Raw genomic sequence first — 16,646 nt, 5'->3', positions numbered from 1 at the left:
GCAAAGATTACAATCTAAAACCTAAAATCTAAAATCTAAAATGGTATGAGGAAAGACCGATCGCCCGCGCTCCAATTGCTGCGGCCCCGTGTCACTTACAAAAGCGGCAACCCTTTTTCTTGCAGATCCCCCTTTCGGATAAGATTAGATACGCAGCAACCAATGAGGACAGGATGTTATGAGTCAAGACGACATTTTTGCCAGAGTCAAGAAAATTGTGGCCGATCAACTCGAAGTCGATCCGAGCGAAGTCAAGCCGGAAGCCAACTTTGCTAACGATTTAGGAGCAGATTCCCTAGATACAGTAGAGCTGGTCATGGCTTTGGAAGAAGAGTTTGATATTGAAATTCCCGACGAAGCAGCCGAAGCAATTACCACGGTTCAAGCTTCTGTAGATTTCATCAGCAGCAAACTTGCAGCTCCAAAAGCATAAAATACCTGTCTTTTCCCCTAAGAGGAGAGAAATTTAAAAACTAAAAACTCCTCTTTTGTTCTGCGTTCTGGGTGTTTAATTTTTTGAAACTGAAATCATGACAAATTTAGAGCGTAAGCGCGTTGTTATCACTGGTCTCGGCGCGATTACACCGATCGGCAATACCTTGTCCGAATATTGGGACGGGTTGCTGGCGGGGAAAAATGGCATCGGCCCGATTACTTTGTTCGATGCGTCGCGGCACGACTGCCGGATTGCTGGAGAGGTCAAGGGTTTTAACCCACACGACTATTTAGAGCGCAAGGAAGCAAAGCGGATGGATCGCTTTGCTCAATTTGGGGTATCAGCGAGCAAACAAGCTCTAGCTGATGCGAAGTTTGAGATTAACGACCTGAACGCAGAACAGGTGGGTGTCATTCTTGGCACTGGCATTGGCGGGCTGAAGGTTCTGGAAGACCAGCAAGAGATCTATTTGACTCGCGGCCCCGATCGGTGCAGCCCGTTTATGATTCCCATGATGATTGCGAATATGGCCGCGGGCCTGACGGCGATTCAAACGGGTGCTAAAGGTCCAAACTCTTGCACGGTTACAGCCTGCGCTGCGGGGTCAAATGCGGTGGGCGATGCGTTTCGCATGGTTCAGGGCGGTTACGCGCAAGCGATGATTTGCGGCGGTACCGAAGCTGCGGTGACACCTTTGTGCGTGGCGGGTTTTGCGGCGGCGAGGGCGCTTTCGACTCGCAACGATGACCCGACTCATGCTTGCCGTCCGTTCGATCGCGATCGTGATGGTTTTGTCGTCGGCGAAGGCGCTGGCATTCTGATTCTAGAAGAAATGGAGTACGCTCTGGCGCGCGGCGCGAGAATTTACGCAGAAATCGTCGGCTACGGTTTAACCTGCGATGCTTATCACATGACATCCCCAGTACCGGGGGGCGAGGGTGCCTCGCGGGCGATCGCTTTAGCGCTCAAGGATGCTGGTTTGACACCGGATATGGTGAGTTATATCAACGCCCACGGCACGAGTACGCTTCCCAACGATTCTACTGAAACGAAGGCGATTAAGAAGGTTTTGGGGGAAAGCGCTTACAAAGTAGCAATTAGTTCTACCAAGTCAATGACCGGCCATCTTTTGGGCGGTTCTGGGGGAATTGAGGCGGTGGCTGCGGTAATGGCGATCGCCAATGACAAAATTCCGCCGACAATCAATCTGGAAAATCCCGATCCAGAGTGCGATTTGGACTATGTTCCGCATACAAGCCGCGATCTAAAAGTTGATGTGGCGCTGTCGAATTCTTTTGGATTTGGCGGCCACAACGTGACACTGGCATTCAAGAAGTTTGTTCAGTAACGGACAACTTGAAAGTCGCAAGTTAGAAGGTGAAAATTTAAGTTTTCACCTTCTATTTTTTTGAGATCAATTTTAGATTGGGCGCACTGCGACGAAGAAACCAGGTTTTTCACCAAATCTGCTGGCTACAGCGAATTATTTTCGTCAAAAACCCGGTTTCTGGCCACCCGCGCGTAAGTCATAAATTTGTTGGCATTGGGGGGATATGAGTGAAATTACTGCTGAGCAAATACTGCAAATTAAAGCTATTGTCGATCGCCATGAAAACTTTAAATGTGTTGAGTGCGCCAGCAACATCAAAGATTACTTGATAAGTCAAGGAATTCATGGAAAGCGTATAAAACTGTACACTGGATACGGAAGAGGTCGGAACAGTGGCATTTATGATGATAGCGTACCGGGAGAAGCTATTTCAGAAAATGGCCGCCACGAAGGAATCGCTATTGTTATCAATAGCATAGAAACTATTTTTGACAACCATCACCCGGACGGACTAAAGAGAGAGCAATGGATGACAAACCTGCTGTTTCATGGTAAAATATTCAATGGTTTACAGTTTATAGTGACAGAAGAAGACATTTAATAGGAGACTTTTTTATGGTAGCCGAAGTTAAGGTTAATAAACTAGATGTTAAAAATGAATACTTCTTTGATTTGCTGCAAAGAATCAAACAGAGACCGGGTATGTATTTGGGCAAGTGTTCAATTAGCCGCCTGCGTTCATTTTTAAATGGATATGAGATGGCGAGAGCCGAACTTGGGTTGCCCGACACAGAACAGCAACAACAACTTGATGGATTTCAAGAGTGGATACAGGAAAGATATCAAATCACGTCAAGTCACGGATGGGACAGTATCATTCTCTTCTTCTCTGCTGATGAAAAAGATGCCCTCGATAAATTTTTCAAACTACTGGAAGAATTTTTGAATCAGGCTAAGATTGCTGAGGACAAGCACAATTAGTATAGATTTCTTGAATCTCAGTTCACAATCCCTAGAGCTAGATTTCACCTTATTTCTCGGAAGTAATTACCGAAATCGAATATTGATTACCCGCTGAGCTAGGATATTTAACAGAAAATGCTTGCACATTTTTCTGATTAAAATTAGCGGCATAATACTGCTTGATTTTGTCAAATGTCAGTTCGCCTCCTCCTGTAATATCAGTTGTATAACCTGTTTCAAGTTCCTTCATATACCCCAAAGCTGCTCTAAAGCCTTCGGGATCTTGCTCTGCCTCAATTTGAACAGATAAAGGACTTCCTGAATCGTTTTCGTAAACTAAGCCGATTACTCCTTTTCTTGTCCTTTTCCATTCAAAAATACTGATTTTATCCTTATTGATTTGAATAAAGTTATCGCCGTTTCTGACAATTAAATAGTTTTCAAAATCAAAAATTATGGGTGGATCGGAAACTATAGTAAGTTCTCCCCATTCCCCTCTTAAATAGTATTTGTCATCCGCCCTAAAAAATTCGTCTATGTTCCCGTAATCAACACTACCATCTGGATCGGCAATTGGGCTGATGTTGTTCAGAACCAAATCGTAGGTTTGAGGATGGGGGAAATTGACTGTCATCTGCCGATAACAATACTGTTCCCCAGGTAAGGCTGGAGTGTATAGAGGGTGATTTTCAGTGAGAACAGCTTCTAAGAGGATTTGTATAGATATGTTAGCATTAATGCTGAGTACATAGCTATCCTCTAAATAAATATTTTCAAATCCCGGAAACTGCCAGTAGTTTAAGCGTTCCATTGTTAAATGTCCCAATCGATAGGAGTATGATTATCTTTACTTTTTCTGGTGACGGGCTTTCCTTGTAGATCTATTCTAATGTTGTTGGCATTTTTCAACTCTACATGAGGATCATTGCTTCCCGGAGTTCTTGGGCTTCCCTGTTTAAGCGTTAGCCTAGCTACTCCGTTGTTATCAATATATTTTAACGGGCCATTAGATGTTTCCTGACGATGCCATCCCTGTTCTGACTCAGCCCACACTTTAAAGTCGCTGGCTTTTGGATTAATGCCAGTTGAGATAGCTTGTATTATTCGTTCCCATGCCATGCGCCCCGCTAGAGTTTCCATACTAATAATTCACCATAAATTAGCCTATTCTCCCGGTAACAACTCCAACCGATAGCGGTACAAAGCCACAGGATGCCCCCCAGCAGCAAAATAATCCGGGTCTTGCGGCGACAAATAAATCGCTGTCACCTGATCTGCTTCAATTCTTTTACTCGCAGAATCGCGATTTTCCGCGATTCCAACTACTCGATAAGCCGTTGTTGTTTCCACCTCGTTTAAATAAATATCCGTCTCTCCCCGAAACACTTGCTGAGAAATCTCTGCAGACATGAATTCATCGGGATTCGATGTTTGGGTGCCGCGACTGGTAACAATCGAGATTAGTTGGCGATCGCCTTTGAGTATGGTAATCTGGCGGTTGGGATTGTTCGGATCGACTTTCACCGAAAGTACGCCACTGTCGCCTAAATAGGCTTTGGCGATGTTCAAACCGTTAAAAGCGCGATCGGCCACAATCTTCTTAGCTAGCTTAGATTTATAATTAGAAAAAAAACCAGTATTTATTTCTGGTTGAAATCGCACTTTAAAGAATATCGGCTGCTGCAAATACTGGCGGTTGCTTTCAAATCCGGGCGTGACAATATTTGGGGCTAAAGGAGCGGCTAAATCTACTAAAGTGCTAGCCACATTCCAATCGCCGGCCATCCAGTCTGGATACACCAAATCTCCCTTGGCTGCGGGGATAGGAGGCTTGCTATTCCAATTGGGGAAAGTGGAAATGCGATCGCCCAAAACTCCCGCCTGCGCGCCGCCACCCCACAAAATTAACGCGCAAACCAAACAAAAACCCCAAATTACCTTCATACTAAATAAAATTCAAACAGCTAACTTTCTCTTTCTCTGATTTCTCAAAAATTGGTTGTAGCGCAATACGGTTGAGTTAAGACTCAATAAGGTTCTGTTAAACTCCAAAAAGTCGCATGATCGATCGTGCTGTTAACCTTAACTGAACCTTATTACCACAAGCTGATTGACAAAAGCTTCCCTAGTTTAACTTGTCAGAAATGGTTGGGTTCTTGGAACGAAACCGAAGTTGGAGTCCCCAGAAAATTGGGTTTCTCTAGAGAAACCCAACCTAGGAATGATTAGACATTTTGCAAAAAGATGTTGTATTTGAGTTCGCCTGCATTTAGGATCTGCGGTGAAAAACACAAAATACAGAAGTTTTGCCAAAAGTCTAACTACCAATTTTATTTAGTTTTGTCTAAAGTCCGCGACTCTAGCCAAAGAGGAATTACAATCCAAGCAACTACCAAAAGCAAAGCAAATACAGCGAATTTAGCTGCCCAAGCTACCAACTGCTCCAAGGACACAACTTGTCCTAAGAAGTATGACAAACTTACCATTACCGATGCCCAGCTTGCTGCACCCAGAATGTTGAACAGCGAAAATTTCCAAAAAGGCATTTCGGCAATTCCGGCTAGCGGGCTGGCAAAAATTCGCAGCAGTGCGATGAATCGGCCCAAAAATACGGCTTTAGCTGCATTTTTGCTAAACTGTTCTTTTAAATCAAACAGTTGTTCTTCCCGAAACCGGAAAATTTTTCCCAGCTTCAGCAGCAGCGGCCAGCCGCCGTACCTGCCGATCGCGTAACCGAAATTTCCTCCCAAAGTTGCACCGGCGATCGCACAGCCGAGTACGTACCAGTAATTCAGTTCGCCGCTGCCGGCTAAAAACCCGCCAACAATCGTAATAGTCTCACCAGGGAGAGGAACTCCCAGATTTTCCAGAAAAATTCCCAGAAATACTGCCCAGTAACCGTAATTGTGGGCAAATTCCTGGATAGTCTCTAGCGATAAAAACTCAAAAGACATTCGATACTGCCTTCGTAAACTTTTGCAAAGCTCAATACATTTATATATTGGCTCGATTCAGCCAATAGTGCAATCCTTCGGTGTGATGAAGGACACACAAAACTCGCGATCGCCCGCCCAACAAAAAACCAGCTTTCAGGGCATTATAGATTAATCAGGAATTCTTGCGGTTGCCTCCGGCTTTATAACCAGCCAGTTTTCCTACTAAATTTATCACAGTTAAATTTATCGCAGTCGGGCGATCGCCCCATCTTCAAACCTCAGCTAAAATCCCCTGAGTGTCTCAACCGAATCGGCAACCCAACTCACTTATTCATACTTGACAATCGTTAGGATAACTGCTATGGAACTTTCCACTTTCAACCAACACATTGTCCTCCAACCTCAAAACTGCCTCGACTCGCAAGCTGGCATCCTCCTGCAACAACAGCTAACTGATATTTTACCCGATCGGCACAAACTCTGGGTAATAGACATGGCCTCGGTAGATTTTATCGACAGTTCAGGCTTGTGCGCCCTAGTCGGCGGGCTCAACGCCGCCCGCCACCGGGGATGCCGCCTGGTGATTTGCAACGTTTCAGCTACTGTCAGGCTAATTTTTGAACTTACCCAACTCGACCAACTCTTTGAAATTTTTGACAGTTTCGAGCAAATTATCTCAACAGAAACTCCCGCTTTAGTTGCTGGATAAAAATTTTATTGTTTCCGGTTAATTGCCCGGAATTAGGGTTGTAGTAAGGACGAAAAGTCCTAATTTATCTAGAGAGGACTCTTGGTCTTCACTACAAACATAAAGAAGTAATTTGCAAATCGTAAATCGGTTTATTTGTCAAGCAATACCAGTGACAAACAAATAAATCCGGCACTTGAACCCCGACAGAAGCGATCGCAGGTGCAGCCGGAAAAGGCAAAAGTCGATCGAACAGAATCCTCTCCCCTACAAACCCAAACTGCATCAAATAAGTCGCCGGAGGCGCATTTAAAATATCCACCAACAAGCGGTAAGCCAACTGGTACAACTGCTGCCGCCAAACATCCGACAAATGCAGCGGTTGACGGTAACTCAACTCGCCCGACAATTTGTCAGATTCTGCGGCGATCGCCTCAGCATACAGCGGCCCCTTTGCAGTCAGCACTACAGGCAGCCAAAAACTGCCCTCGCCGACGGGAAAAAGCAGTTTCTCGGCGACTCGATCGCGCGCTGCCGAAACATTGCGGCAAAATCGAAACACATCTTGACCCGGAAAAACCAGATCGGGGGGCAGATCCAGCGTCAAAGGACAAACGATCGCCCCACCCGGAGCGATCGCCCCTGAATTGAGTTCAGAAACTCCACAGATATTGACTTTAGTTAAAGGATGAGATTGAGCGATCGCCGCCTCGATAATGGCTGCGGCTTTTGGCGCGTCACCCGCCACAATCAAAACCTCAGACATTGCCAAGGCTCGGCATTTGAATTCCGCGATCGTCATCAGGATCGACACTCGGCAGATCCAGGCCCTTAGCCTTGCGATTTCGCACCGCCAGACGGTAAGTCACGCTCTGCAACTCTGTGTGCAACTGGCGGTTTTCCTTTTGCAGTTGATCCAACTTTTCCTTAATCGGCTCGATCCGCTCAGCAAACTTCTGGCGGTAAACCCCAGGCAATTCCTGAACCACTTGTTCGAGCATCCGAGAGCGATCGGTCAATTCTTGCACTGACTGCCGCAGTTGATAAACCTCAGCATCCCGATCGGCGATTTGTTCTTGATAAAAACCCACCTGTTCTTCCACAGCTTGGAGTTGTTCGCGCATCGCCTGCATTTGAGCTTGGTGGCGATCGGAAACTTCCGGCGCGGGCACAAAACTCGAATTTCCTTTGACCAGTCTGAACAGTTCTTGAGATAACTGCTGCACCAATTGGTCGCGCATTTGCAGCTCTTCGGTGAGACGAGATACCTCTGATTGCAGTTCTTTTGAGCTTACCAGTTTAGTTAGATTCACGATGACTCTCAGCTTTTGCTATAAAATGTGTTTCTTTAAAATATCTTTCCCTTACCGCAGAGGCAAGAGTCACTGTCAAAGTTTTTAAGCTGTCTCGGCGCGTTGGAGCGATCGAGCATCAGCCAAGGGTAAAGCTCAGTTTAACGCAGATATGGTCTAACCGATCGCAGCCGAGAGCACTTTCCCAGCTTCGTCCAAGGTAGCGCCAAAACAGATAATTCCGTCCTCGTGACCGGCCATCGCCAGAATTTTGCGTTCGGCCAAATTCTCCTCATCAAAAAGTCTAAACATTTCTAGGGCCATTTGAGGAGTGCCGTAAGGTATTGTTTTTCTAGTAGTAGGAATTTTAAACAGCAGTTTGTGCCAGAGTTGAGGGTTGTGGACGTGAATTATCCCCCCCACATCGTCTCTGTGAAGATACAGTGCTGCGTGAGTCAGGGACTCCGACGAAGCTGGTACGGGGCCCCGGCAGCAGAGGAAATTTTGTTCTAAGTTAAAATCGGTAACAGTACAGTAGGATTCTGGCCCTAGCTGCGGCAAGTGTGCTGTCTGGGTGCCGGAAATCGCGAACTGGCAAGAATTGCCAATCCTGACGCTGACGTTCCCAAACCCGATGCCATTTTCGTAGACGGCAATTAGTCCCCAAGAGTGTAGCCTTTCGCGCCACTCCATCAAATCTGCTATGTCGCCTGCTGCTACTGGGTCTGCTTCTTTCCAGTCACAGCGGTACTTAACGACTCCTTCATCCATTCATTTTCTGGCAAGTTGCTGGCACGACAGACTCGACAGCCTCAAACAAATTGCTTTTTTGTCGGCTGCGTATAGTTTACATTCCTGTGTCGCCGTAATTGGCGATCGACATCAGCAAAAAGTAAACTACGAAAGAAGAGCCAATTATTCCAAATATCATAGGTCTAGCCTCAACTGGTGATTGCAAAAGTTAAATGTGAAAATGTAGGATTTCTGGCTGGGAGTTTGATTTCAGGCGATCGCCCGATCGAGTTTTTTCTGTGAAACTATGTAACATCCCGGAACAACTTATCGTTTTAGAGTACAGCATTTATACTGAGCTGACTTACTTCCTAAGACATATTTAACGATAAACTAGCTCTGTATCCGGTAACTCGGTAAGAAGCAACCGTATATTTACGTATTTTTTAATTATACATACAGGGAAGCGAGGGGAACACCCAAATTACATATCTTAAAGATTTTTTAACTAATTACCCAAAAGGGAAGCCGATCGAGCTGTGAGTGCCCGATCGGCTGGCTGGTTACTGCGGGGCGATCGCCCCTGAAGCTTTTTAAATGTGGAAGTGATACAAGATACTGCCGTCGTCTTTAATTTCGCAATTGGCATTAAAAACTTCAGCTTGCTCGTTCAAAAAACGCTGGGCGACATCCGGCGACAGCCGCGTCTCCATCGCAAACCGCACCAAAGTGATTTCGCCGCCGCCTTCTTTGATCAGTCGGTACAAAGCACTTTGGAGCCTTTCGCTCTCTTCTCGCTGAAAAGCTGTTTTGTGCTGCCAATCCGCCACCGAAGGAATCAAACCGCGGCTTACCAAAATCGCCAACAGCAGGCCAACTCCCAAAATCAGAGGCACTGTCGGATCGCTCGTGGGCGTCGCCACAATTTGCGGTGCTGCAGCAGCAGCCAAACTGCTCACCATTTCTTTTTCCGACGCTTGCGTATCCGCCATTGCTAGCTGAGTTTTGTTGTAAAAATCTTGTTGAAGCTTCATTTGCTGCAACAGGCGAGCGCGCTCTCTTTCGTATTGGTCGAGTTTTTGCTGAGCTTGTTTCAGGTCTTGAGTGACTTGTGCCAAGCGTTGGTTGAGCGACTGATTGACTGATTGCCACCGATATCTGTTAATCAGGCGGCTTTTTTCAACCATGCCTTTCATCAACATATCTACCGTTTGCACTGCTTGTTCCCGATCGAGCGATCGATACCCAACGGCAATCTGTAGGGGTTCTTCCGGCTTAGAAATTTTGACGCTAGCATTTTGTCGAACTTGCTGCGGCGACACCTTAACTGCATCTGCCACTGCTTTGACAACATTATCTGCCAGCAGAACATCTGGAGTCAGTTGTTCTCCCTGCTTGAGAATTGTCGCGCCCGTGCTCGAAAATTTTACTGGCGGACTGTTAGAACCCAGAGTGCCTTGAGCCACGAATCCGGGCGGCGGAGCTAGGCGGTAGGCTAATGCCCCTGAAATACCCATAATTACAGCAAAACTGCCTAGGGCAATCCATCTGTAATGATTTGCTGAAGATCTAAAACGTAATTTTCCCATTTTGATAGTCAAGTCATAACATTCACTTTGCTGTTGCAGCTAGTCTCAAACCAAAGAGCGATGGTCTCTTTCTTTTGAGTGAAATTGACTGCCTAAAAATCACTCAGATTGTAGTGAAAAGCTTTCACATCTGCTTTTCATAGTTGCCAATATTCATGTTCCCAAAAAAGCATCGTACTTGTGTTTTTTCGTAACTATAACCTCAGCTTTTTTGTTTAGGAATTACTCAAAAAATTGCAGGTATGACAATGATTTAGCAAGTTTGCTGCCACCTGGGGAGCCTCGCGGGAGAGTGAAATCTTGCGGAGCCTCGCCGTGTTTGTTGACACTTAAAACTTTCACTTTTTCGCCGGCTGCAATCCTCCAATTATTTTACTTGTTGCTGTGCGTTTTGCGGAAGCGATCGGGCAGGTGCGCTGTTGTTCGATCGTGCGATCGCAGCAAGTCGCCAGTAAATTTTTACTTGGGTTTAGCGGTGACGTTAGTTGTACGGCACTTCGCGAAAGTCGCCAGATGCTGTCAAACTCGATACTTTTTCTAACGGCACATTCTAACCCATCGCAGTTACACAGAGCCAAGCAATCAGACCTGCAGACTCTAGCAGCTAAACTCCCGCTCGCGATTAGCAAACTGCTAATTTTGCCGATCTTCTCAAATAAGAGCGGGTAAAACAATCAAAAAAACCTTAAATATTCTTCCTAAAAAGTTACTAGCAAAGGATTATACCACGCACTCAGAGTGTTTGCTAAAAATAAAAAACTTGTGGAGCAGGCCGCGAGACCTGCTCCACATCATAATGATGGTTGGATCGAGTTTTGAGCGATCGACCCTACCGACGAAAGTTCAGAAGCCGACGGGCAAAATCAGACCCTCGCGGGCCATAACAGCCTTGGGAAAAGCGATTTGCACATCTTCGGCGATGCGATCGAGAAAATCGTCAGTGTGAGCCGGATCGTGGTGAAAAATCACCACTCGTTTCACCCTAGCCTCCTTAGCCATTCTCACCGCTTCCTGCCAAGTCGAGTGTCCCCAACCCACCTTTGGAGACTTGGGGTTGTGATATTCCTCGTCGGTGTACATCGCGTCGTAGATCAGCACGTCAGCGTCGAGGGCCAAATTGTAGACATTCTCATCTAGTCGATCGGGAAAATGCTCCGTATCAGAACAGTAAACCACAGAACGTCCCTGCCAGCTCACCCGATATCCCATAGCAGTATTCGGGTGATTCAGAGAACCAGTCCTAATCTCAATATCGTCCAGCATCATCGTCTGGTTGTGATTTAGTTCGTAGAAATTCAAATCTGCAGGCAAACCCATCAGCGGCACCGGGGAATTCGAGTGCAGAATCCGTTCCACAAAATGCCTTTTGAGACAATCGCCATCCGGCGGAATCGCCCCATAAATATCAAACCTATTGCCGCGGATAAAAGCTGGGGCGAACAGCGGGAAACCTTGAATGTGATCCCAGTGATAGTGAGTAAAAAACATATAAGCTTGCACCGGCATTTCTTGCATCAACTGGTCTCCCAACATCCGCAAGCCTGTTCCGCCGTCAAAAATCAAGCGTTTTCCACCGACGCGCATTTCCAAACAAGAAGTATTGCCGCCGTAGCGAACAGTTTCCTGTCCCGGTGTCGGAACACTTCCCCGCACGCCCCAGAACTGTACGACAAAATCATCTATACCTTTTATTGATTCGGAGGGTTGAGGGCAATCAACGGGATTTGCCGCTACAGAGGACAAGCTGATTTCCATTTTAAAATTCAGACTTTAAGGTTCCACATTGTCCGTGATGGCGCAGCAAATGGTCGCACAAAACTAAAGCTACCATCGCTTCCACCATTGGCACCGCTCTTGGCAAAACGCAAGGGTCGTGCCGTCCTTTGGCCGCTAGCAGCGTTGCTTCACCCTCTCGGGTAACTGTGCGCTGCTGCTGGCGAATTGTCGCAGTTGGTTTGAATGCCGCCCGCAGAATAATATTTTCACCGTTAGCAATGCCACCCTGAATTCCGCCGGAACGATTCGTCACTGTACGAATTGCCCCTTGTTCATCAGTATAGTATTCATCATTGTGTTCGCTGCCCAAAAGCAGAGTCCCGGCAAAGCCCGAACCTATTTCAAAGCCTTTGCAGGCGGGCAATGACACGATCGCTTTTGCCAAGTCGGCTTCGAGTTTGTCGAATACGGGCATTCCCAGGCCTTTGGGTACGTTGCGGGCGACGCATTCGACTACACCGCCGATCGAATCTCCGCTGTCGCGAACTTTTTCGATTAGTTGAATCATTCTTTCGGCGCAGTCGGCATCTGGACAGCGGACGATGTTGCTTTCTACTTGTTCTAAGGTAACAGTGTCCGGGTCGGCGACGCATTCTAAGTCAGAAATGCGTTTGACGTAGCCGACTATTTCGACTCCAGCGGATTGAGAGAGAATTTTTTTGGCGATCGCCCCTGCTGCTACTCTACCAATAGTTTCCCTCGCCGAACTCCGACCTCCGCCTTGCCAGTTCCGAATTCCGTACTTAGCATCGTAGGTAGCATCGGCGTGGGAAGGGCGGTAAGTTGTCGCCATTTCGCCGTAATCTTGAGGGCGAGTGTCTTGATTGCGGACTAAAATTGCGATCGGAGTTCCCAGAGTTTTGCCTTCAAACACCCCCGACAGAATTTCGCAGGTATCTGCTTCTTTCCGGGGCGTAGTAATTTTGCTTTGGCCGGGGCGGCGGCGGTCGAGTTCCGCTTGAATGAACGATGCGTCTAGCGGCACCAGGGGCGGACAACCGTCTATTACTACTCCCACACCGCCGCCGTGAGATTCCCCAAATGTCGATATCCGAAATAAATGCCCGAAGGTGTTGCCCATGATGCTTTCGCCTGAAACCTAATAATTTTTACTTTAACTGGAAGATAGATTTTTCCAATATAGATTTACTGTATTTTTGCAGAATATAGCATTGACTGGGGAGGCGAAAGGTCGATCGGGCACTGCAGAAGTTTGATCGACTCGGAGAAGGGGAGACTGGGAGAGGGAGAGAGGGAGAGAGGGGGAAAATTGGGCAAACCTTCCTTCTTCCTTCCCCCCTTGGGGGGGGTAGGGGGGGGTTCTTCTTCCATCGGACTTACATCCGTTACATCCGTTACATCCGTTACAGAATCCGTTGCCGAACTTCCCTCTTCCCTCGAACCTCCCCCCTTGGGGGGGGTAGGGGGGGGGTTCTTCTTCTTTAGTCTTCGTGTTCTTCAAAAGGATCTCTCAATTCCTTGGCGGGAGGGCCGAAAGCGGTGTAGATTGAGAAGCCGGTCAGTGCCACCAGACACATACCCAGAGAAATGCCGAGAACTGCTGCTGGTTCCATATTGTTGGGGAGCGATTATGAGTTATCCACTCTATAATATTACAAAAAATAACAATCCGTCAAAAGTCTAGCGATTTTATGCCGGACTAGGGTATGGTCGCGCCCGAACGGGACAGGGAGAATCGGTTCCGGGGAGAGTCGGGGACTGCGGTAGAGTCCGGGAGCGGGGGAGCTAAAAAATTGCGATCGCAATTAGCGGTGGAAATATGTCAAACTTTTCTGTAGAGATTCATTGTAGGTGACTTATGGCACAGCGAACTTGGTTGGGAGATATACTCAAACCCCTTAACTCAGAATACGGCAAGGTAGCCCCTGGTTGGGGTACCACACTGGTGATGAGCGTTTTCATCGGGCTGTTTTTCGTGTTCTTGTTGATTATTTTGCAAATCTACAACTCTTCACTGATTCTGGAGAATGTGGATGTCGATTGGTCCAGTCTCGGCCGCTAAAAATTGAGCGCGAAACAGTAAGGCTAACAGTAAAAGCTGAGGGTAGAGGAGAAAGGGTAAAAGCTAAGTTTTCCCATTTTTCCTTACCCTTTTCGATTACTTTTGCCATCAATAAACAAGAAGTAACTAAACAAATTGCAGGAGAAAAACCATGAATATTTTTGGGATTGGTTTGCCGGAAATGGCAGTAATTTTTACCATCGCCCTGTTGGTATTCGGCCCGAAAAAATTACCAGAAATTGGTCGGAGTTTCGGCAAAGCACTGCGGGGATTTCAAGACGCTTCGCGGGATTTTGAGTCGGAGTTTACGCGGGAAGCCAAGCAGTTAGAAGAAGCAGTCGCCAGCAAAAAGCCGGAACCCGAAAAACTCGCGGCGGCCAAGGAAAATACCCCAGACAGTTAAATGAATAACTCTCAGAAGTCGGAAACTCCAGGCGAGTTAGTAATTCCCCAGCTAATTGTGGGTTTGGGAAATCCAGAACCAAAGTACGATCGCACCCGACACAACATCGGCTTTAATGCAGTGGATGCTTTGGCGAAAGCTTGGCAGATTTCCCTGTCGGAAAACCGCAAATTTCAAGGCATCTTTGGCGAGGGAAATCGGCTGCGGGGACAGAAAATTCGCTTGCTGAAACCGCTGACGTACATGAACCTGTCCGGCCAATCGATTCGGGCGGCCACAGATTGGTACAAAATACCTCCAGAGTCCGTATTAGTAGTATACGACGATATGGATTTGCCGATCGGCAAACTCAGAATGCGGCTTGCCGGTTCAGCGGGCGGACACAACGGCATGAAATCGACAATTTCTCATTTGGGCACGGACAAATTTCCCCGCTTGCGGATTGGCATCGGCAAACCTCAAAACGATGCTGCTAAAAATGACAAAGATACAATTTCCTTCGTGTTAGGAAAATTTTCCTCAGAGGAAAGTCAATTAGTAGAGAAAGTGCTTAAATTAGTTGTAGAAGCTGTGGAACTTAGCCTCCATCAGGGAGTAGAAAAAGCCATGAGTCTTTACAACAATCGTACCGTTGCAGAAACAAACGCGGAAACAAAAAGGTGAGTTCGAGACGTTTGCCCGAAACAACTGCATATGTCCGAGTGACTGGCCAATCTTGGCTAAAAGGCACGATTGAGGGTGAAGTGACTGCCGGCAATTTTGAGTGGCAGTTTCAGTGGCGTTTCACCGCAGAAAAAACACTGATACTGGAACCATCTCGGGGTAGGGCATTGATTCAGGAACCGCTGCACCGTTTTCTGGAAAAATGGGATTATCAGCTTGAACCGGGCGGGGATTATTCCTTTACAGTTCGGGCTCAGTTTTGAGAATAAACCTCTTCCACTCATTCCCAAATAATCTTGAAATTATCTGCGTTTATCTGTGTTTATCTGCCTTACATCAGCAGTTTTTGTTTTTTTAACCGCAGATGAACGCGGATTAACGCAGATGAAATGCGGGATAATCAATTGATTTGTGGTGATTGCAGCAATTCTTGAATTAAAGCAGGCGCAGTTGCTTCTCGGTAAGCGCCGCAATAATACATCGTCAAAACAGCTTTGTAAGCCCAGTGATTGGAAGGCACATCGGTAAAAGGATTTGGCAAAGTTTCAGCCTGATTGAGCACGCAAGCATTGAGGATTTGTTCTCGCGTTGGCTGCACTTGAACTAAAGAGTTATTTGGCTTTACTCGTGCAGGATTTTGTGCTTTTACAGAAGCAGAAAAGTGGGCACTAATTAGCAGTATAGCTGCGACAAAAATCGTGAGTTTCATAAGTAATTGGTCATTGGGAATTGATAAAATGACAACAGTCAAGCGACAACCAACAACTGCCAACTAACAACTGCCAACTTACTACTGACTAATTTTTCGCATTCCTACAGCCAAGACGCTCAAAAACAAAAGCCCCACTGCCCCAGCCAACGGATTGCCGTTAATTCCTGTCACCCAATCGGGAACAGAGCCAGAATATCGCACTAACTCCCCGATGTTAATTATATAGTATCCCCAGACTAAACCTGCATGAAGCCCGATCGACAAATCCAGCCTATCTTTGCTCGCCTCTCCTTTTAGGACTAATTTCAAATAATAATTCAGCCCGGTAGAAGCAGACATCAAACTCCAGAAAGAAATTCATGTGTCCCAGAATTAATGGAGCATTTCTGTCTTTTGTCCAAGCAAAAGCTAAATCCACTGGAGGAAAGCGCTCAATGTTCGCCCTCAATACCAATGCCCGCGCCTCAAACCTAGCTAAATTGCCTCCTAATGGAACAGAAAGTGTTTGACTTTCCCAAATTGCTCCTAATCTTAATCCCATTTCGTAGGGCAATACGTTAACACTAGAACCTGTATCTAGCAAGCCTGATGCACTTAAAGAGCAATTGCGATAAGTTAAAGTTAGTGGCAAGTAAGGCAATGTACTTAATGCACCCAGTTGCGGATCGATTTCGGCAAACGCAAATCTGACTTTATCAACCATGTTTTAGGGTTTTTTCTTCTGATAATGCTTTTGCTAAAACAGCAGCGGCTTCAAAAGAGTTGTAGGAATTAGTGCTAGATGCTTTGCCTTGCTCTTCTAGCGGAACTATACCTGATTCTTGCAGTAATTCGGATACGATAAAATGCAGTAGTAAAAGTTTGTCAGTGTGAGGCAAATCTTTCACGAGTGGTAGAATTTCAGCAAGCTGCATAAAAATTTCCCCAGGTTGGTTGTAGAGTATGGTCTGATCTATTATGCCATTTTCAAGAATTGATTAATCCGATCGCCCTTTTGAACGTTCTGACATCTGCCGCATTCCTACAGCCAAGACGCTCAAAAACAAAAGCCCCACTGCCCCAGCCAACGGATTGCCGTTAATTCCAGTCACCCAATCGGGAAC

General features: G+C 46.4%; 25 protein-coding genes. 9 read left to right on the top strand and 16 right to left on the bottom strand.

Annotated elements, in window-relative coordinates:
• Positions 1-178 precede the first annotated feature (178 nt).
• From acpP to WBA89_RS09565, 4 genes are all read left to right on the top strand, one after another.
• The gene (acpP, locus tag WBA89_RS09580; RefSeq protein ID WP_194068168.1) at positions 179-433 is read left to right on the top strand and encodes an acyl carrier protein; all 255 of its coding nucleotides are present in this window, start codon (positions 179-181) and stop codon (positions 431-433) included.
• 97 nt (positions 434-530) lie between these two features.
• Positions 531-1,784, top strand: a complete 1,254-nt coding sequence (gene fabF / locus WBA89_RS09575; protein WP_194013074.1) for a beta-ketoacyl-ACP synthase II — start codon at positions 531-533, stop codon at positions 1,782-1,784.
• A 205-nt stretch (positions 1,785-1,989) separates the two neighbouring features.
• A complete protein-coding gene (locus WBA89_RS09570) occupies positions 1,990-2,367 on the top strand; it encodes a papain fold toxin domain-containing protein (RefSeq protein WP_373535628.1) in 378 nt (125 codons plus the stop codon).
• Between the two features lie 14 nt (positions 2,368-2,381).
• The gene (locus tag WBA89_RS09565) at positions 2,382-2,747 is read left to right on the top strand and encodes a hypothetical protein (protein WP_333419577.1); all 366 of its coding nucleotides are present in this window, start codon (positions 2,382-2,384) and stop codon (positions 2,745-2,747) included.
• Positions 2,748-2,796: 49 nt separating this feature from the next.
• Here the strand turns inward: WBA89_RS09565 and WBA89_RS09560 are convergent, their stop codons facing one another.
• From WBA89_RS09560 to WBA89_RS09545, 4 genes are all read right to left on the bottom strand, one after another.
• Positions 2,797-3,555, bottom strand: a complete 759-nt coding sequence (locus WBA89_RS09560; RefSeq protein ID WP_424405962.1) for a hypothetical protein — start codon at positions 3,553-3,555, stop codon at positions 2,797-2,799.
• A complete protein-coding gene (locus WBA89_RS09555) occupies positions 3,543-3,869 on the bottom strand; it encodes a hypothetical protein (protein ID WP_333381177.1) in 327 nt (108 codons plus the stop codon). Before WBA89_RS09555 ends, WBA89_RS09560 begins: the two co-directional genes overlap by 13 nt.
• A 24-nt stretch (positions 3,870-3,893) precedes the next feature.
• Positions 3,894-4,673: a DUF6816 family protein gene (locus WBA89_RS09550; RefSeq protein ID WP_424405960.1), complete on the bottom strand. Its 780-nt coding sequence runs from the start codon at positions 4,671-4,673 to the stop codon at positions 3,894-3,896.
• A 386-nt stretch (positions 4,674-5,059) separates the two neighbouring features.
• Entirely contained in the window at positions 5,060-5,683 is a 624-nt protein-coding gene (locus WBA89_RS09545) for a DedA family protein (RefSeq protein WP_424405958.1), read from the bottom strand.
• Positions 5,684-6,026: 343 nt separating this feature from the next.
• Between WBA89_RS09545 and WBA89_RS09540 the strand changes: the two genes are divergently transcribed.
• A complete protein-coding gene (locus tag WBA89_RS09540) occupies positions 6,027-6,374 on the top strand; it encodes an STAS domain-containing protein (RefSeq protein WP_424405956.1) in 348 nt (115 codons plus the stop codon).
• A gap of 91 nt (positions 6,375-6,465) precedes the next feature.
• Here WBA89_RS09540 and WBA89_RS09535 read toward each other — a convergent pair whose 3' ends face one another.
• From WBA89_RS09535 to psbN, 8 genes are all read right to left on the bottom strand, one after another.
• Positions 6,466-7,119: a hypothetical protein gene (locus WBA89_RS09535; RefSeq protein ID WP_424405954.1), complete on the bottom strand. Its 654-nt coding sequence runs from the start codon at positions 7,117-7,119 to the stop codon at positions 6,466-6,468.
• The gene (locus WBA89_RS09530) at positions 7,112-7,666 is read right to left on the bottom strand and encodes an Npun_F5560 family protein (RefSeq protein ID WP_424405952.1); all 555 of its coding nucleotides are present in this window, start codon (positions 7,664-7,666) and stop codon (positions 7,112-7,114) included. Before WBA89_RS09530 ends, WBA89_RS09535 begins: the two co-directional genes overlap by 8 nt.
• A 156-nt stretch (positions 7,667-7,822) precedes the next feature.
• Positions 7,823-8,416 (bottom strand): class II aldolase/adducin family protein, encoded by a 594-nt coding sequence (locus WBA89_RS09525; protein ID WP_424405950.1) that lies wholly within the window; start codon positions 8,414-8,416, stop codon positions 7,823-7,825.
• A gap of 554 nt (positions 8,417-8,970) precedes the next feature.
• Positions 8,971-9,894 (bottom strand): hypothetical protein, encoded by a 924-nt coding sequence (locus WBA89_RS09520; protein ID WP_424405948.1) that lies wholly within the window; start codon positions 9,892-9,894, stop codon positions 8,971-8,973.
• Between the two features lie 410 nt (positions 9,895-10,304).
• Positions 10,305-10,544: a hypothetical protein gene (locus WBA89_RS09515; protein WP_424405946.1), complete on the bottom strand. Its 240-nt coding sequence runs from the start codon at positions 10,542-10,544 to the stop codon at positions 10,305-10,307.
• A 265-nt stretch (positions 10,545-10,809) separates the two neighbouring features.
• Positions 10,810-11,721, bottom strand: coding sequence for an MBL fold metallo-hydrolase (locus WBA89_RS09510; RefSeq protein ID WP_424405944.1), 912 nt, complete (start codon positions 11,719-11,721; stop codon positions 10,810-10,812).
• 1 nt (position 11,722) lies between these two features.
• On the bottom strand, positions 11,723-12,823 hold the full coding sequence (gene aroC / locus WBA89_RS09505; protein ID WP_424405942.1) for a chorismate synthase: 1,101 nt from the start codon (positions 12,821-12,823) through the stop codon (positions 11,723-11,725).
• A gap of 361 nt (positions 12,824-13,184) precedes the next feature.
• On the bottom strand, positions 13,185-13,316 hold the full coding sequence (psbN, locus tag WBA89_RS09500; RefSeq protein ID WP_194063850.1) for a photosystem II reaction center protein PsbN: 132 nt from the start codon (positions 13,314-13,316) through the stop codon (positions 13,185-13,187).
• Positions 13,317-13,561: 245 nt separating this feature from the next.
• Here psbN and psbH point away from each other — a divergent pair, with 245 nt between their 5' ends.
• The 4 genes from psbH to WBA89_RS09480 all read left to right on the top strand — a co-directional run bounded on the left by psbH (position 13,562) and on the right by WBA89_RS09480 (position 15,094).
• Positions 13,562-13,765: a photosystem II reaction center phosphoprotein PsbH gene (psbH, locus tag WBA89_RS09495; protein WP_424405940.1), complete on the top strand. Its 204-nt coding sequence runs from the start codon at positions 13,562-13,564 to the stop codon at positions 13,763-13,765.
• A 151-nt stretch (positions 13,766-13,916) separates the two neighbouring features.
• Positions 13,917-14,168 (top strand): TatA/E family twin arginine-targeting protein translocase, encoded by a 252-nt coding sequence (locus WBA89_RS09490; RefSeq protein ID WP_424405938.1) that lies wholly within the window; start codon positions 13,917-13,919, stop codon positions 14,166-14,168.
• Complete coding sequence (pth, locus tag WBA89_RS09485; RefSeq protein ID WP_424405936.1) at positions 14,169-14,831, top strand: aminoacyl-tRNA hydrolase; 663 nt, start codon at positions 14,169-14,171, stop codon at positions 14,829-14,831. It begins immediately after the preceding gene.
• Positions 14,828-15,094: a DUF3146 family protein gene (locus WBA89_RS09480; protein ID WP_424405934.1), complete on the top strand. Its 267-nt coding sequence runs from the start codon at positions 14,828-14,830 to the stop codon at positions 15,092-15,094. The genes pth and WBA89_RS09480 overlap by 4 nt, the downstream gene beginning before the upstream one ends.
• A 137-nt stretch (positions 15,095-15,231) precedes the next feature.
• On the opposite strand, the gene WBA89_RS09475 is transcribed toward WBA89_RS09480, so the two are convergent.
• The 4 genes from WBA89_RS09475 to WBA89_RS09460 form a co-directional block, all read right to left on the bottom strand.
• Positions 15,232-15,540, bottom strand: a complete 309-nt coding sequence (locus WBA89_RS09475; RefSeq protein ID WP_424405932.1) for an S-layer protein — start codon at positions 15,538-15,540, stop codon at positions 15,232-15,234.
• Positions 15,541-15,621: 81 nt separating this feature from the next.
• Complete coding sequence (locus WBA89_RS09470; RefSeq protein ID WP_424405930.1) at positions 15,622-15,852, bottom strand: hypothetical protein; 231 nt, start codon at positions 15,850-15,852, stop codon at positions 15,622-15,624.
• Positions 15,815-16,246, bottom strand: coding sequence for a hypothetical protein (locus WBA89_RS09465; RefSeq protein WP_333093420.1), 432 nt, complete (start codon positions 16,244-16,246; stop codon positions 15,815-15,817). Before WBA89_RS09465 ends, WBA89_RS09470 begins: the two co-directional genes overlap by 38 nt.
• Entirely contained in the window at positions 16,239-16,457 is a 219-nt protein-coding gene (locus tag WBA89_RS09460; RefSeq protein WP_424405928.1) for a hypothetical protein, read from the bottom strand. The genes WBA89_RS09465 and WBA89_RS09460 overlap by 8 nt, the downstream gene beginning before the upstream one ends.
• Positions 16,458-16,646 lie beyond the last annotated feature (189 nt).

The organism is Microcoleus sp. (genome assembly GCF_049646505.1).
Taxonomy (GTDB): Bacteria; Cyanobacteriota; Cyanobacteriia; order Cyanobacteriales; family Microcoleaceae; genus Microcoleus.
This window is presented reverse-complemented; position numbering and strand designations above follow the sequence as displayed.

Coding starts and splice junctions, on each gene's coding strand:
- acpP (WP_194068168.1), top strand. CDS start 179: ATGAGTCAAGACGACATTTTTGCCAGAGTCAAGAAAATTGTGGCCGAT.
- fabF (WP_194013074.1), top strand. CDS start 531: ATGACAAATTTAGAGCGTAAGCGCGTTGTTATCACTGGTCTCGGCGCG.
- WBA89_RS09570 (WP_373535628.1), top strand. CDS start 1,990: ATGAGTGAAATTACTGCTGAGCAAATACTGCAAATTAAAGCTATTGTC.
- WBA89_RS09565 (WP_333419577.1), top strand. CDS start 2,382: ATGGTAGCCGAAGTTAAGGTTAATAAACTAGATGTTAAAAATGAATAC.
- WBA89_RS09555 (WP_333381177.1), bottom strand. CDS start 3,869: ATGGAAACTCTAGCGGGGCGCATGGCATGGGAACGAATAATACAAGCT.
- WBA89_RS09550 (WP_424405960.1), bottom strand. CDS start 4,673: ATGAAGGTAATTTGGGGTTTTTGTTTGGTTTGCGCGTTAATTTTGTGG.
- WBA89_RS09545 (WP_424405958.1), bottom strand. CDS start 5,683: ATGTCTTTTGAGTTTTTATCGCTAGAGACTATCCAGGAATTTGCCCAC.
- WBA89_RS09540 (WP_424405956.1), top strand. CDS start 6,027: ATGGAACTTTCCACTTTCAACCAACACATTGTCCTCCAACCTCAAAAC.
- WBA89_RS09535 (WP_424405954.1), bottom strand. CDS start 7,119: ATGTCTGAGGTTTTGATTGTGGCGGGTGACGCGCCAAAAGCCGCAGCC.
- WBA89_RS09525 (WP_424405950.1), bottom strand. CDS start 8,416: ATGGATGAAGGAGTCGTTAAGTACCGCTGTGACTGGAAAGAAGCAGAC.
- WBA89_RS09520 (WP_424405948.1), bottom strand. CDS start 9,894: ATGGGTATTTCAGGGGCATTAGCCTACCGCCTAGCTCCGCCGCCCGGA.
- WBA89_RS09510 (WP_424405944.1), bottom strand. CDS start 11,721: ATGGAAATCAGCTTGTCCTCTGTAGCGGCAAATCCCGTTGATTGCCCT.
- aroC (WP_424405942.1), bottom strand. CDS start 12,823: ATGGGCAACACCTTCGGGCATTTATTTCGGATATCGACATTTGGGGAA.
- psbN (WP_194063850.1), bottom strand. CDS start 13,316: ATGGAACCAGCAGCAGTTCTCGGCATTTCTCTGGGTATGTGTCTGGTG.
- psbH (WP_424405940.1), top strand. CDS start 13,562: ATGGCACAGCGAACTTGGTTGGGAGATATACTCAAACCCCTTAACTCA.
- WBA89_RS09490 (WP_424405938.1), top strand. CDS start 13,917: ATGAATATTTTTGGGATTGGTTTGCCGGAAATGGCAGTAATTTTTACC.
- pth (WP_424405936.1), top strand. CDS start 14,169: ATGAATAACTCTCAGAAGTCGGAAACTCCAGGCGAGTTAGTAATTCCC.
- WBA89_RS09475 (WP_424405932.1), bottom strand. CDS start 15,540: ATGAAACTCACGATTTTTGTCGCAGCTATACTGCTAATTAGTGCCCAC.
- WBA89_RS09465 (WP_333093420.1), bottom strand. CDS start 16,246: ATGGTTGATAAAGTCAGATTTGCGTTTGCCGAAATCGATCCGCAACTG.
- WBA89_RS09460 (WP_424405928.1), bottom strand. CDS start 16,457: ATGCAGCTTGCTGAAATTCTACCACTCGTGAAAGATTTGCCTCACACT.